The organism is Paenibacillus sp. YAE3 (genome assembly GCF_057546105.1).
Genome location: NZ_BAAIYF010000001.1, coordinates 36,437 through 51,434, shown reverse-complemented (window position 1 = coordinate 51,434; position 14,998 = coordinate 36,437). Strand labels below are relative to the sequence as shown.

Sequence of the window (14,998 nt, the reverse complement as noted above, 5' to 3'; positions counted from 1 at the left end):
AAGGGAAGGTGCATGGATGGGATTTCAAACGGAATTCAACTCGGTATGCAAGTTCAAGAGCGACCAGGAGCTGTACGAACTGATGGAATACGGGCGCGGCAAAATGGTGAAGCAGGGCTTCCGCGTTTTTCCGACGGGGCAGAAAGTGATCGCGTATACGCCGGACAACGTCGCGGTGGCCATCGTAAAAATCGTGGGGTGCATTGCCGAAATCAACTTTCAGGGGCAAGAGGTGACCGAGGTCGAAATGGAGCTGATCCGCAAGCTGAATGACGAGGAATCGCGGATTCAAACGGCTTTGGCTTACGAAATGTTTTTTGGGGAACATAATCCTTAAGGTATAATCATTTACTAAGACCCTAAGGAGCGGAATTATGATCGTAAGGTTCGGCTACGTGGCCATGTCGATGGAGGTTCAGGACGCTTCCCCGTCCAAAACGATGACGATGACGAGTTTTCGCAAGCTGAGCGACCGGGATGCGGCCATTCGCAAGCTGGAGAGGATCGCGGAAGGGAATCTGCACAACACGCTGCGGCTTCTGAAGCATAACCATGCCCATGACATCCGGGTATACCGCTTTTCCTCCAAGCTGATCCCGCTGTCGACCCACGAGGACTTGCAGGATTGGGACCCGTTTGCGGCGCTGCATGGGGCTTTCGGAGAAGTGGGGCAGTACGTCCGCGACCATGGGATGAGGGTGTCTTTTCATCCGGATCACTTTACGGTGCTTAGCACGCCGAGGCCGGAGGTATTGCGCAATTCGGTACGGGATCTGAAGCATCACGTCGCGATGCTGAAGGCTATGGGACTGAATGCCACCGCGAAAAACAACATCCACATCGGAGGGGCCTACAAAGACAAGCCGTCCGCCGCCGATCGCTTCAAAGAGCATGTCGCTATGCTGGATCGGGAAATCCAGGAGCGTTTGACGCTCGAAAACGACGACAAAACCTTTACCGCGGCCGAAACGCTGGAGGTCTGCCGGGCGACGGGCCTGCCCATGGTGCTTGATCTGCATCATCAATGGGTCAATAACGACGGCGAACAGCCGTGGGAGCTTTGGCCGGGCATTCAGGAAACGTGGGCCGGAGAGCTGGCGCAAAAAGATGCGGATCCGAACCACCCGCTGCCGCCGAAAATTCATGTATCCAGCCCGAAAAGCGAAAGCGATCCGCGCAGCCATGCCGACCTGGTGGATCCGGGCCCGCTGCTTGCCTTTTTGCGGCATATCGCAGGCAGCACGCCCGCCATCGACGTGATGATCGAAGCCAAACGGAAGGATGCCGCCCTTTTTGACTTGATGAATCGTTTAGCCGATTACGAATCGGAAGGAGTCCGGATGCTGGACGGGGCGAGCATCGAAATTTCGGGTTGAATCCCGGATGGAGCGAAGCGGCGATTGTGGACTGTCGCCAAGGCCTTTTCAGGCTGCCGCCGGATTTGAACCGCCTTGTGAAAAAGGGCGAAACTTTAAATCTTTCATCACGTATATTTTTAAAGATAATAACTGCAAGAATCGGTCTGTCTTCAAGGAATCACATCGATCAGATGTTTGACTTACGATAACACGGAAAGTAGAGTGAGCGCTTTGAACCAAAAGGAAACAACTCCTTATGTCGTGACGAGCAAAAGCTATACCGCTGTGGCGATCAATGCCGCTTCCAAAGCGGGGGAATGGATTAAAACCAGATTGGGCACCGTAAAACAATTAAATACCAAGTCCGCGGTGAGCGATCTGGTCACGGAAGTGGACAAGGGTGCGGAATCGATGATCCGCAAGCTGATTTTTACCCATTTCCCGGATCACGCCATTCTCGGCGAAGAGGGCGTTGCGCCCGGTCCGGAGGCTTCGGCCCAAGCGCTCGAGAAATATGCGGAAGAAGAATACTTGTGGATCGTCGATCCCGTGGACGGCACGACCAATTTCGTGCACGGCTTCCCGTTTTTTTCCGTATCCATTGCGCTTGCGCATAAAGGCGAGGTGATCGTCGGCGTCATTTACGATCCTTCGCGGGACGAAATGTTTGTCGCCGAAAAAGGCAAGGGAGCTTACGTCCACGGCAAACGCATGCAGGTATCCGGCGAGGCCAAGCTGGAGGAAAGCCTGCTGGCGACGGGATTCCCCGTAGGCCGCGAGAGCACGCTTCCGGTCAACATGGCGGGGCTGATGCATTTGGCTCCGAAGGTCCGCAATATCCGCTCCGGCGGTTCGGCGGCGCTGCATCTGGCTTATGTCGCCGCGGGCCGGCTGACGGGATTCTGGGAAATCGGCCTGAACGCCTGGGATACGGCCGCGGGCGCGCTGATGGTTACCGAATCCGGCGGACAAATCACCGATACGGCAGGGAACCCTTATTCCCTTCGTACGCGCCATGTTGCCGCCACGAACAAAGCGGTGCATTCGGAGCTCATTCAGGCTTTGAAGGAAGCCGCGGCCACCGGACTGGAAAACGCGTGATCATGCCGGAAGGCGTTTCATTTCCCGATTGACGGGATAACACATATCGTAAGCACCTACCCCGGTGCGGAATCTATCGCAAGGAGTGTCTTTGCTATGAGTGAAAAACATGAACTGGAGCGTCAGCTTAGTGAGATGCTAACCGAAGGCGAAATGGAAGATCAGGGTGACCGCAAGGAGCAGGAGCGGGAGCTTATTTCCCCCCGATATGAAATCCGGATTCAGACGAAAATGGATCCGATCGTGGAAGAAACGTTGAAATACCGCAGCATCGCGCGCGAGCTGGATGACCGGTACGACCGGTATCTGGAACGGGCGAAGAAATGGGAACACACGCCCGATCACGAGGCGAATCAGGAATAAGAGGCAAAGCGGACGGAGTGGATATGTCACTTCGTCCGCTTTTTTTTGCGTCGTCAAGAACTTGATTGTACCTTCAGGCGCGTTCAGTCAAACATCCGCCAAAATTTTGCGACATGCAGTCCGCTTTTACGGCTTAAACGTTGCTATTAGTGAACCAGGACGCGGTAAGGCATCCGGATATGCTCCGCATACCGCTGCCCTTCTTGCCGCAAGCGGGAACCGTCCGCCCGGTTGGCATCGTAAACGACGAATGGGGGGAGAAACACGCCGCTGCATTTGTTGACCGTCCCCTGAATCGGTTTCAGATATTCGCTCATCGCATACCAGTTGTCTCCGCCGGCTTGGAAGGATTTCTCCGTTCCGCCCGCCGTGGTGGCCACCATGAATTCCTTCCCCTTCAAACGGTCCCCGCCGGGGCCGTAAGCCCAGCCGGATAGGATCACGTCGTCGAACCACTTTTTGAGGAGGGGCGGCGTGCTGTACCAATAAAAAGGAAACTGCAGCACGATCCGGTCATGTTCGGTCAACAGCCGATGCTCGCGGGCGACGTCGATGTTCCAGTCGGGATATTCCGCGTAAAGGTCGTGGACGAAAATGCCCTGCTCTCCTTTCACCGCGTCAATGAGCGCTCGATTGGCTTTGGAGACGCCAAGATCGGGATGTGCCGCAATAATCAATGTTTTCATATGGAATCATCCTTTCGTCGGTTAACGTGGGTTTCAAAATGATGCATGCGTTTGATTCATCTCCAGTATGGTTCCGATTCCGTTTTCTGAAAAGTACGCTTTTTTTTCATACCAGGTCTCTCAAACCGTACCATCCGTTCGGACGCGGGTTGCGGAATGGTACCAAAAAACGTACTATGTCCGAGAAATGAGAGTACTGTAAGATAACGGTGCGTTTTGGTAAAATGGCAAAAAAGCCGAAACCGCATCAAAGGGAAGGGGGACGAAAGAACGTGAGCACGGACGAACGCCGCCCCGGGAACACGGAAGGAATCATGGCGACGCTGCATGCGATCGGGGGGAAATGGAAGCCGTTGATATTGTTCATTTTGCTCCACGAGGGAACGAAACGGTTCGGGGAACTGCGGAGGCAGCTTCCCAACATAACGCAGGGCATGCTGACCAACCAGCTTCGCGAACTGGAGCGCGACAAGCTGATCACCCGGAAGATTTATCAGGAAATTCCGCCCAAGGTCGAATATTCCCTGACGGAGCACGGCAAGTCGTTAAGCTCGGTGCTTAAGGATATGTGCTCCTGGGGATTTAAGCACCGGGATTATGTGGAAGGTTATGAGGAGGAGCGGGCAAGCAGGTAACTCGTCATGCCTGATTCAGCACCGCCCGTTTTCGGATTGAACTGAATATGGAGGCGCCGGGGGGAATCCTTCGGCGTTTTTTTTGCGCCGTAATAATTTCAACCTCGAATCGAAATATTGTCTCCTCAAAATTTATGGCCCCCTCGATTAGACTAAACCTTAGACGACGTCAAACTTATTTTCGAGAGGGGCAAAAGAAAAATGAAACGAGGCAAAAAATGGCCGCTGCTGCTGCTGTCGCTGCTGCTTACGGCATCGCTCGCGGCATGCGGCGGAAACGGCGGCAAGCAAGAAACCCAAACGACGCCCGGGAACACGACGGACAACAACGCCGCGCCGTCCGGCGATGCAAAAGGGGACTCCGGCGAAAAAGTGGAGCTGACCTTCTGGTCGCTCGGAACGACCAACTACGAGGAACTGGGCAAGGAATACACGAAGGAACATCCGAACGTCACGATCAAGTTTCAAAATACGTCGGACCAGACGGCCCATCACAACAACCTGACGACGGCGCTGTCCGCAGGCTCCGGGGCGCCCGACATCTTCATGCTTGAAATCGGATTCATGGAGCGGTTCATCACCGCCGAGGACAAGTTTTACAACCTGAACGAATTGGGCGCCAAAGATATCGCCGGCAACTATCTGGACTGGAAATGGAAACAGGGGTCTTCCAAGGACGGCAGCTTCCAGATCGGCCTTCCGACCGACATCGGCCCGACCGTCGTCTATTTCCGCACCGATTTGGCGGAGCAGGCCGGGCTCCCGACCGACCCGGAGGCATTCGGCCAAACGATCGATACATGGGATAAATTCGCCGCTACGGCGAAGCAGTTCAAAGAAAAGACGGGCAAACCGTTCGCGGATCTGACCGACCTGGTATACAACGCCATCCGCGACCAATCCGAAGGGGAAATCTACTTCAGCAAAGAAGACGGCTCTTTCATCGGCGACAAAAACCCGCAGGTGAAAAAAGCTTACGACTTTACCGTCAAAGGCATCCAGGAAGGCTGGATCGGCAATACGCTGCTGTGGTCTCCGGAGTGGGGACAGGCGACCAATGACGGCGGGTTCGGCGTGATGCTCGGCCCGGCTTGGATGGCGGGCAACATCAAAAGCAACGGTCCGGACTCCGCGGGCAAATGGCGGATCGCCCAGCTTCCGGAGGGCGCCGGCAACTGGGGCGGCTCGTTCCTGACGCTGCCGAAGCAGGGCAAACATCCGAAGGAAGCGTACGAATTCATCGCATGGCTCGACAGCAAGGAAAACCAGCTGGAATCGTTCAAAACGAAAGGGCTGATGCCGTCCATCCCGGCCTTGTATACGGATGAGGCGTTCACAGGCTTCAAGGACGACTTCTTCGGCGGCCAGGCGACGGCGGTGGAATACGGCAAGGCGGCGCAGCGCGTCAAACCGATCTATTACGGTCCGCTGCACGACCAAACCGATACCTACTTCAAGGACGCGCTCAAAAACGTGCTGGAGAAAAAAGCCGATCCCGCGAAAGAATGGGACGCGGCGGTGGAGAAGGCGAAGACGCTGGCGGCCCGCAGCTAAGCAGGCAGCCGGCAGACCAGGCATGACTGGCAATCGGCGGACCGCCTCAAAGAGGCGTTGACGCTTCGGGAATCGGCGGTTCGCGCCGCGGTTGCCGTCAGGCCCGAAGGACTCTCCCGAAGCAGGCCGGAAGCAGGCACGAGCCTCATTCCGGTCTGCTCCGGGCATATCACAAGCGACTTCATGGAGGTGCGTCATGGCAGAACCCGTCACCGCCGCGCGGCCCGTTTCGGCAGGCAAGCGGCCGTTCTGGACAGAGCAAAGGCGAAGCCGGTTAACGGCTTATACGTTCATATCGCCTTTTTTTATTTTGTTTGCGATTTTCGGCTTGTACCCGATTTTCTTCACGATCTATCTGTCTTTTTTCAAATGGGATGCGCTCGGGCCGATGACCTATGTCGGCATGAAAAATTACGACCTGGTCACCGGCGATCCCTTGTTTTGGACTTCGTTCACGAACACGCTCATCATGGGCGTCATGGGCACCGTTCCGCAGCTCGTTATAGCCCTGCTGCTGGCGGTTATGCTGAATTCGGCGATGACCCGGTTCAAGAAAACGTTCCGCGTCCTTTTTTTCATGCCCAACATTACGTCCATCGTGGCCGTCACCCTCGTGTTCAGCACGCTGTTCGGCAACAACGGCATGATCAATTGGCTGCTGAACCATATGGGCATGGAGAGCATGGCGTTCAACTCCGGGTGGTGGGGCGTCAAAATCGCCATTTCCACGATGGTCATGTGGCGCTGGACGGGCTACAACGCGATCATTTTCCTGTCGGGCCTGCAGAGCATCCCGTTGGACCTGTATGAAGCGGCGCGCATCGACGGCGCCAATCGGCGCCAGCAGCTGCTGTACATTACGATGCCGCTTCTGAAGCCGTTCATCGTGTTCGTTACCCTCATTTCGACCATCGGAGCGCTGCAGCTCTTCACGGAGCCGTACGTGTATCTCGGACAGTCGGGAACGGGCTCGACGCGCGAGGAAGGCATCACCATGGTAACCTATCTGTACAGCGAAGCGTTCCGCAACGGCTTTTTCGGCACGGCGGCCGCGACCGCGGTCATACTGTTTATCATTACGATCATCTTTTCGATGATCAATATGTGGGTATCGAACCGCATGGAAGGCAGTACGGGAGGTGGCAAAGCATGAGCTCGAGCAGCTGGTCCCAACCTTCGAAGGCCCCCGGCGGAGCCGGAATTTTCGGCAAAACCGTATTTTATGTCCTGCTCATCGCAGGTGCCCTGATCTCGATCTTTCCGTTCTACTGGATGTTCGTCATCGCCACGAACGACCGCGGCGCGGTTTTCCACATTCCGCCCCTCTTGACGATCGGAGGCGAGTTTTTTAACAATTTTCAGCGCGTGCTGGAGCGGACGGATTTTTTCCAGGCGCTGCTGAATTCCCTGTTCGTCTCGTCGATGGTGACGGTATCCGTCGTTTTTTTCTGCACGCTGGCGGGGTATGCTTTTGCCAAATATGAATTCCCGTTCAAAAACGCGCTTTTTTATTTCGTCATCGCCACCTTGTTCGTGCCGTCGCAGCTCAGCGTCCTTCCGACGTACATCATCATGGCGAAGCTGCAGTGGATCGACACGTACCGCGCCTTGATCGTTCCGGCCATGGTCAACGCGTTCGGCATTTTCTGGATGCGGCAGTATGCGGCCACGGCGGTGCATTCCGAGCTGATCGAGTCGGGGCGCATCGACGGGGGCGGGCATTTCCGGATTTTCTGGAACATCGCGGTTCCGGTCATTACGCCGGCCATGGCGACGTTAGGCATCCTGAATTTCATGAACGTATGGAACGACTTTTTCTGGCCGCTTGTGGTGCTGAAAAACAGCGAGCATTTTACGATCCAAATCGCGCTGCAGCAGCTTTTTGCGAACCGGGACGGCCTCGATTACGGCATGATCATGTCCGCGACCTTTACGGCGACGCTTCCGCTGTTGATCGTGTTCCTGCTGTTCAGCCGCTGGGTCATCGCCGGCCTGACCTCCGGCGCGGTCAAAAGTTGAAAGTTTCCCGCTTGGTGCCGGCAAGCCCGGCACTGCTTGCGGCGGGACCTTCGCCCGAAAACGTTTCATGCAAGGAATATTCAACCTGATGAAGAATAATAGAGTGAAGCCACAGATCAAGGCGCAGGAGGGACTGTCATGAAGCTCCGCCGCAAAATCTTGCTTGCTATTATTCTTCTTGTGTTTATCCCGGTTATCGTCATGGGCGTCGTCTCCTATTACAATTTTTCGAGCGCGATGGAAAAGAAGTCGAGCAATTTTTATTGGATCTCCCTCCTGGAGACCGACAGGAAGCTGAAATTCGCCCTCAGCGAAATCAACTCCATCTCGAATGCGGCGATCACGCAGCCGGCCATCCAGCAGGCGCTTAAAAACCACGGCTCCGGGTTGACCTATGACCGCAAGCAGGAAATCAACAATCTGCTCATCAACCATCCGATGATCGCTTCGTTCAGCCTGTATTCCAAAACGGATCTCGTCTACCAATACAACGCGCCGTTGCCCTATGGTGACATGAAGCGGCAGGCATGGTTCGCCGACATGGAAAAGGCCGAAGGCAGGCCGGTCTGGTCCGGTCCCGGAGAAAACGGCTCCGCCGCAGGGGGAAGGCCGGTCATGATCCATGCCCGCGTCATCAAAGACTACTACTCGCTGGAGGATATCGGGTATTTGGTCATATACGTGAAGCCGGACATTTTGGACCAGGTATTTTGGGAGTCCGCCACGCTCAAAAGCGGGGATATTTTGCTCGTGAACAAAGCGGGCAGCATCGTGTTCAACAAATCCGGGGGCCATGTGGGCGAAAAGGTGCAATTTCCGTTTTTGTCGGACGGTTACCGCCAGGAGAAGGATTACTACGTCGATACATACCAGCATGAAAAATCGCTTATTACCTTTTTGCCTTCCCATAACGAGCAGTGGTACCTGGTCGCCGTTACCCCGCTGAAGCTGATCCGCTCCGAGTCGTTGTCGATCCGCAACATCGCGGTCATATTGGTGCTGTTTTCGCTCCTGTCGGCCTTATGGTTCGACCAGTTTTTCATCCGCAGGCTCGTGCGCAGCATCATCAGCGCGGTTAACGGCATGAAGCGGGTGAAGCAGGGCATTTTCGTGCCGATTCAGGCGCATGTGGAGCGCTTCGACGAGACCGATCTGTTGATCGACGGCTTCAACCGCATGAGCAGCCAAATCCAGGAGCTGCTTCAGCAGGTGGAAACCGAACAGACCCGCAAAAAAGAAGCGGAAATGCAGGCGCTGGTCGCCCAGATCAACCCGCATTTCATATACAATTCGCTGGAGTCCATCAACTCGATGGCCGTCCTGGCCGGCAACCGGGATATCAGCAAAATGGTCGTCTCGCTCGGCAAGCTGCTCCGCATCAGCATCAGCGAGAACCAGGAGCTCATCACGATGAACATGGAGTTTGAGCATGTCCGCCATTACATGAACATCCAGAAATACCGCTTCGAGGACCGCTTCGAATACGAGCTCGTGCTGCCGGAACCGCTGAAGCTGTTCATGACGCAAAAGCTGATCGTCCAGCCGATCGTCGAAAACGCGCTGTACCATGCGATCGAGCCGATGGAAGGCAAAGGCCTTATCCGGATCGAAGCCAGGGATGCGGACGGGGATATCATCATCGACGTGACCGACAACGGCCCGGGTTTCGATGAGCATACGCTGCGGCATTTGGCGGACGACAAAGCGGGCGGCGCGAAAAAATACCGCGACAGCGGCGTGGGGCTGAAAAACGTGCATGAACGGCTGCGCATCCGGTTCGGCGGACGTTACGGCATTTTTGTCTGCTCTTCACCGGGCTGGGGTTCGGTCATCCGGATCCGGCTGCCCAAAATCACGCCATGAGATGGGATACCGGAAGCGGAAGGGGGAACGGGACGTGAAGCGAGCGCACTTAAAAAAATGGCTGAACTGGAGCTGGGCCCTGCTGTACGCGGCGGTGCTCACCGTCACGGTTACGCTGGTGGCCAGGAGCAACCACGGCGGGATCGAGGAGCAGACCGAGGAAAAAACGACGCTGACCTTCCGACATTTCTGGATCGCCGAGCATGACCGCCCGATGCTGGATATTTTCGAGGATGTCGTCCGGCAATACGAAAGCAGCCATCCCAACGTCAAGGTGAATTTCGAGGGCATGGATCAGACGATCCACCGGGAACAAAAGCTGAAAAGCGAAATGGTGACCGGCGCGCCGCCGGATATGTTCGTCCTGTTCGGCGGGGCGGAGATCGAGCCGTATATCCGTTCCAACCGCCTGATGGACCTGACGGCGTTCGTCCAAGAAAACGGCCTGGAGAAGGAATTCAAAGATTTGAAGTTATGGACCTACGATCAGCGCATTTACGGCCTGCCGATCGAGGGGAACGCGGAGCCGCTGTACGTGAACACGGAAATTTTCAACAAGCTGGGCTTGGCGCTTCCGGAAACGCTTTCCCAGTTGAACGAAGCCGTGACGGTGCTGAAAGCAAACGGGTATATCCCGTTTGCGCTCGGGAACGAGGACCGGTGGCCGGCGGCGGTGTTTGCCCATTATTTGATGGACCGCTACGGCGGCCCGGAGCAAATCGACGGGATCGTCCAAGGGAACGCCGGAGCGGTATTCGACAATGACGGATATCTGAAAGCGTTTGAACAGTTGGCGGAATGGGGCAAGGAAGGCGCCTTCGGGCCGGACCCGAACGGTTTGTCCACCGAGGAAGCGATCGGCCTGTTCACGCACGGCAAAGCCGCCATGTACCTGAACGGGAACTGGGACATCACCTTGTTCCACAACGAGAAGGCGCCGCCGGACTTTCAAAACAAGGTGGGCGTGCTCCCGTTTCCCGCGCTGCATCCGGGAGGGGAGCGATCGATCGCGGGAGGTTACACGTTCGGCATCGGCCTTTCCTCGAACTTGACGGCGGCGCAGCAGAAAGCGGCCCTGGAGCTGATGAAGGCGTTTTATTCGGAGGACGTGCAGAAACGAATCGTGTACGAAGGGCTGCGGATCCCGTCCATGCGGATCGACTTCGATGCGCAAAAGACCGGTCCGGTGTTCACCCAGGTGACGGGACTCATGGAACAGGAGGCGCAGACTTTTGCGCCGTACGACAACATCCTTTCGCCTGAGGTCAAATGGTCGTTCCTGACCGCCGTGGAGGAGACGATCAGCCGGCGGATCGCTCCCGATGCGGCGCTCCGCCGCATGGATGAATCGGTGCGCCGGTATTGGAGCCTGCGCAGCAGCTCCGGGTTGAAATGAGCAGGAGGTGAGGGAGTTGGGGGGATCCGGAAAATATAAAGTCATTCTCGTCGACGACGAACCGATCATTCTCCGCAGCCTGCAGGCGGCCATCGGCTGGGAGGAGCTGGGGCTTGAGGTCGCCGGAACGGCACGCAACGGGGAAGCTGCGCTGAAGCTGATCGAAGCGCATGCGCCGGATATCGTCATCAGCGACATCCGCATGCCGGGCATGGACGGGATCGCGCTGATGAAGGAAGTGCTGGCAGGCGGTCCGAAGCGGATCTTTATCGTCATCAGCGGCTACGGCGAGTTCGAATATGCGAGGGAGGCGCTGCGCCAAGGGGCGTTCGACTACCTGCTGAAACCGATCGACCATGAGGAGCTGACCGGCATGCTTGAACGGGCGGCGGCGCAGCTGGAAGCGCGGGCGGAAAACGAGCGGCTGCTGCACTCGGCCAAGGCGTTGTCCGTCATGGCGCGCGAGCGGTTGTTTGCGGAATGGATCGAAGGCAACGACCGGCCGCTCGGGCATATGCAGTGGATGGAAAACAGCGAGCTGGAGCAGGAATACGTGATGGCGGTCGTGCAGCTTGACCGTTATCTCCGCCTGAACGAGCAATGGATGATGGACGAGAAACGCCTGTGGCTGTTTGCCATCCGCAACATTTTGGAGGAATGGTCCCTGCAGCATGGCGCGCTGACGATGTTTCCTTTCCACAGCGGCGAATGGATCGTTTTGTTCCCGTCGGGAGGGCAAGCGGATGCCGCGGCGCTTGGCCATGACCTGATCAACCAGATCAAGAAATACGCCAAGCTGGGCTGTTCCGTCGGCTTAAGCCGGCCCTGCACGGGGATCAGGCAGCTGAGCGCCGCTTATCAGAGCGCAACGCGGGCGCTGTACCGCCGTTTTTATTCCGAACGGGAGGGAGTGTTTGCCGACGAAGAGGGGCAGCAGGCTGAGGCCCGGCCTTCGGACCTGAAGTATCCCCGGCAGCTGGAGAGCGTTTTGGCGGAAAGCGTCCGTACGCTGGACCTGCAGCGGATGGAGGCGGCTTTTGACGATTTGAAGCTGTACATCGAACGTCATGCCGCCGCTAAAGATGCAGCCGAACGGCTGCTGGTGGAAATCGCGGTCGTTTTGTATAGGCAGCTGGAGTACGCAAGCGTGCTTGCGGACTGGCCGCTGGACGGGCTGATTCAGGCCCTTCACGAGGCGGAACATTTGCAGGAAGCGATCGACCTGCTGAAAAAGGCTTTTGCGGGACAAATGGAAGAGAGCATGAAAAGCCAAACGAAGGAGGACGCCCGCTCCTTGATCGAAAAGGCCAAGCTGTACATGATGAACCATTACCATAAGGATCTCAGCATCGAAGAGGTAGCGGAAGTGGCGGGGCTGAGCATCAGCCATTTTTGCACGCTGTTCAAGCAGGCGACGGGCTACACGTTTTTGGAATATTTGACCGAATGCCGGATGGAAAAAGCGAAATACATGCTCAAGCATACGAGCGTCAAAGTCTACCAAATCGCGCCGATGGTCGGCTACCAGGACCCGAAATATTTTACGCAGGTGTTCAAAAAAGCGACGGGACGCACGCCTTCCGAATTCCGTGAAGAAAGCAGTTACTCCGTCTAGCAGAAGATGGTAAAATGGGAGAAAGCCCTGCGCCGCCAAGGTGGAAAGGGCTTTCATAGGCGGAAAGAGGAGTGATGGATCGGATGCGAAAGTCTATTCAAAGGTACATATCGGCCGTTTCGGCGGCGGTGCTGACGTCTTCCCTGCTGCTGGGAGCGGCGTCGGCCGCGCCGGAATCGGCACAAGCTTACGCGAAGCAGCCTTACCGCATCGTGGCGCTTGGCGACTCGTTGACGGTGGGTTACGAACCGGGCAAAGGCGAAAAGGAACGCCCTTACGGGTTCGTCGACCGCCTGCAGGAACAAGCGCTGCTGCACGGGCGCGCGGAAACGGTGAACGTCGGCATTGCCGGGCTGAAGAGCAAGGGGCTGGAAAACTTCGTGGAAGCGGTCAAAAACGGCCGAGCGATTTCGGCCGACGACATCCAGCCGAAGCTGCCCGACCCGCGCGCGTCCCAGATCGGGGCCGCGGCGCCAGAGACGAAGGAAGCGCTTGAAACCGCAGATGCCGTTACGATTACGATCGGCGGCAACGACATGTCCGAGCTGCTGACGACGGCTGGAAAAATGTCCGATGCCGATCTGCAAGCCCGCGTCCAGGAGCTGTTCAAGCTGTACACCGACAGCGTCGGCGCGGTCATCACGGATCTGCATGAATTGAATCCGGATGCGCTGATCGTCGTCGCGGACCAATACCAGCCCCTGCCGGAAATCGCCGACAAAGCGCTGTATCCGAAGCTCGGCAAGGCGGCTGAAGCCTTTACCGGCGTGATCGACCAGATGGCCGCCGGTTTCGCGGCGCAAGGGGTCGAGGTCAAAGTCGCCCATGTCGCCAAGGAATTCGTCGGCGGAGAAGGCACGATGACCCATATGATCAAGGATCATGATTTCCACCCGAACCAGCTCGGCTACGAAGCGATGGCCAAGGTATTCTCCGAAACGATTTGGGGCAGCTATACGAAGCTGGCGGTGCATGAAGCAGGAACGCCCATGGGCATTTACGTGGGCGGCAAAGAGCTGAACACGCCTTACAAGCCGGTCATCCGGCAAAACCTGAACTTCGTGGCGATCAAGGATATCGTGGACGCGATCGGCGCCACGTCGACGTGGGACAATAAAACCTCCAGCGCGACGATCACGCACGAAGGGCACAAGGTCGTCATTACGATCGGATCCAAAACGGTGAAAGTGGACGGCAAGGACGTTCCGATCGATGCCGCGGCTTTCCTGAACAAAGCGGGCAAAGAGTCGAAGACCTACGTGCCGGTTGCGGCCCTTGCGCAAGGCCTGGGGCTGGACGTACAGTACGTAAACAAACTTAGAACAGTATTCATCAATCCATAATCAGAGGTCAAAAAAACCAGCTGCTTCGGCCATCATCCGGCCAAGCAGCTGGTTTTTTTGAATGCAGGGAAACGCCAAACCTCCGGCGGCTTTGAGTACGGTTATCCGACGGTAAGAACGATCTTTCCGCGGCCATGGCCCTGCTCGATTTCGCGATGGGCGTCCGCCGCCTGCTCCAGCGGGAATGTTTGCCGGACATGAACGCGGAATTTTCCTTGTTCGTACCAGCTGGTTAGCTCCGCCAACCGCTGGGCCGAACGCTGGTTGCGGATCATGCGCACTCCGAGCTGGGCCGCGAGCTCGGGGGAGACGATCGTGCCGATCCGGTTTTTATCGGGGACAAGATCGACGGAAGCTCTCAGCGCGTCTTCCCCGGCGGCATCCAGCGCCGCATCTACGCCGTCCGGAGCGAGGGCCCGGACCCGTTCGGCCAGACCTTCCCCATAGGCGACGGGAATGGCGCCAAGCGAGCGGAGATAATCGTGGTTTTGCGGGCTGGCGGTGCCAATGGGGGTCGCCCCCCACAAGCTGGCCAGCTGTACCGCGGCCGAACCGACGCCTCCCGCGGCCGCATGGATGAGGACGATATCCCCCGGGCCGACGCCGAGCTCCTTTAAGGCCGTGTACGCGGTCAAACCGCCGGCCGTTAAAGCCCCGGCTTCCTCCCATGGCATATTCCGGGGCTTGCGGACGATCTGATCGGCTGGGATGGTCACATATTCGGCATAACAGGAAAGGAGCGCCCAGCCCAGCACCTCGTCGCCGGCGGCGAATGTCGTGACGCCTTCGCCGATCTGGTCGATGACGCCGGCGAATTCATTGCCAAGGATCTGCGGATAGACGATCCGGCGCCCGGGCGGCGCCCAGCCGTTTTTCCGGACGGCCACATCGAAAGGCTGAACGCCTGCCGCCTTGACCCGCACCCGCACTTCTCCCGGGCCTGCTTCCGGCAAGTCGAAATGGACGACTTGCAGCACATCCGGCGCTCCGGCTGAATAAAATGCCGCAGCTTTCATTTGTCGCTTCATGGTTTCATCCGCCTTTCTGCTGTTCTATGTCTGAGCC

Annotated in this window: 14 protein-coding genes; 12 read left to right on the top strand and 2 right to left on the bottom strand. The window is 57.0% G+C overall.

Going from position 1 to position 14,998, the window contains the following annotated elements; all coding sequences use genetic code 11:
• The first annotated feature begins 16 nt into the window (after nucleotides 1-16).
• From AC27KL_RS00200 to AC27KL_RS00185, 4 genes are all read left to right on the top strand, one after another.
• The gene (locus AC27KL_RS00200) at nucleotides 17-337 is read left to right on the top strand and encodes a hypothetical protein (RefSeq protein WP_036707456.1); all 321 of its coding nucleotides are present in this window, start codon (nucleotides 17-19) and stop codon (nucleotides 335-337) included.
• A 37-nt stretch (nucleotides 338-374) separates the two neighbouring features.
• The gene (gene uvsE, locus AC27KL_RS00195; RefSeq protein WP_487168390.1) at nucleotides 375-1,376 is read left to right on the top strand and encodes a UV DNA damage repair endonuclease UvsE; all 1,002 of its coding nucleotides are present in this window, start codon (nucleotides 375-377) and stop codon (nucleotides 1,374-1,376) included.
• Nucleotides 1,377-1,589: 213 nt separating this feature from the next.
• Nucleotides 1,590-2,459, top strand: a complete 870-nt coding sequence (locus tag AC27KL_RS00190) for an inositol monophosphatase family protein (protein ID WP_487168389.1) — start codon at nucleotides 1,590-1,592, stop codon at nucleotides 2,457-2,459.
• Nucleotides 2,460-2,555: 96 nt separating this feature from the next.
• The gene (locus AC27KL_RS00185) at nucleotides 2,556-2,822 is read left to right on the top strand and encodes a hypothetical protein (RefSeq protein WP_487168388.1); all 267 of its coding nucleotides are present in this window, start codon (nucleotides 2,556-2,558) and stop codon (nucleotides 2,820-2,822) included.
• A gap of 146 nt (nucleotides 2,823-2,968) precedes the next feature.
• Here AC27KL_RS00185 and AC27KL_RS00180 read toward each other — a convergent pair whose 3' ends face one another.
• Complete coding sequence (locus AC27KL_RS00180; RefSeq protein ID WP_339323409.1) at nucleotides 2,969-3,508, bottom strand: NAD(P)H-dependent oxidoreductase; 540 nt, start codon at nucleotides 3,506-3,508, stop codon at nucleotides 2,969-2,971.
• A gap of 314 nt (nucleotides 3,509-3,822) precedes the next feature.
• Between AC27KL_RS00180 and AC27KL_RS00175 the strand changes: the two genes are divergently transcribed.
• The 8 genes from AC27KL_RS00175 to AC27KL_RS00140 all read left to right on the top strand — a co-directional run bounded on the left by AC27KL_RS00175 (nucleotide 3,823) and on the right by AC27KL_RS00140 (nucleotide 13,933).
• Nucleotides 3,823-4,143, top strand: a complete 321-nt coding sequence (locus tag AC27KL_RS00175) for a winged helix-turn-helix transcriptional regulator (protein WP_445164786.1) — start codon at nucleotides 3,823-3,825, stop codon at nucleotides 4,141-4,143.
• 201 nt (nucleotides 4,144-4,344) lie between these two features.
• A complete protein-coding gene (locus tag AC27KL_RS00170) occupies nucleotides 4,345-5,697 on the top strand; it encodes an ABC transporter substrate-binding protein (protein ID WP_487168387.1) in 1,353 nt (450 codons plus the stop codon).
• Between the two features lie 196 nt (nucleotides 5,698-5,893).
• Nucleotides 5,894-6,850, top strand: a complete 957-nt coding sequence (locus tag AC27KL_RS00165; RefSeq protein WP_339323412.1) for a carbohydrate ABC transporter permease — start codon at nucleotides 5,894-5,896, stop codon at nucleotides 6,848-6,850.
• Nucleotides 6,847-7,716, top strand: a complete 870-nt coding sequence (locus AC27KL_RS00160) for a carbohydrate ABC transporter permease (protein ID WP_339323413.1) — start codon at nucleotides 6,847-6,849, stop codon at nucleotides 7,714-7,716. Before AC27KL_RS00165 ends, AC27KL_RS00160 begins: the two co-directional genes overlap by 4 nt.
• Nucleotides 7,717-7,854: 138 nt before the next feature.
• Nucleotides 7,855-9,579, top strand: coding sequence for a sensor histidine kinase (locus tag AC27KL_RS00155; protein ID WP_487168386.1), 1,725 nt, complete (start codon nucleotides 7,855-7,857; stop codon nucleotides 9,577-9,579).
• Nucleotides 9,580-9,613: 34 nt separating this feature from the next.
• On the top strand, nucleotides 9,614-10,975 hold the full coding sequence (locus AC27KL_RS00150) for an ABC transporter substrate-binding protein (protein WP_487168385.1): 1,362 nt from the start codon (nucleotides 9,614-9,616) through the stop codon (nucleotides 10,973-10,975).
• 16 nt (nucleotides 10,976-10,991) lie between these two features.
• Nucleotides 10,992-12,590 (top strand): response regulator, encoded by a 1,599-nt coding sequence (locus tag AC27KL_RS00145; protein ID WP_487168384.1) that lies wholly within the window; start codon nucleotides 10,992-10,994, stop codon nucleotides 12,588-12,590.
• Nucleotides 12,591-12,673: 83 nt separating this feature from the next.
• The gene (locus AC27KL_RS00140; protein ID WP_487168383.1) at nucleotides 12,674-13,933 is read left to right on the top strand and encodes an SGNH/GDSL hydrolase family protein; all 1,260 of its coding nucleotides are present in this window, start codon (nucleotides 12,674-12,676) and stop codon (nucleotides 13,931-13,933) included.
• A 101-nt stretch (nucleotides 13,934-14,034) separates the two neighbouring features.
• On the opposite strand, the gene AC27KL_RS00135 is transcribed toward AC27KL_RS00140, so the two are convergent.
• Nucleotides 14,035-14,949, bottom strand: coding sequence for an NADP-dependent oxidoreductase (locus AC27KL_RS00135; protein WP_487168754.1), 915 nt, complete (start codon nucleotides 14,947-14,949; stop codon nucleotides 14,035-14,037).
• Between the last annotated feature and the right edge of the window lie 49 nt (nucleotides 14,950-14,998).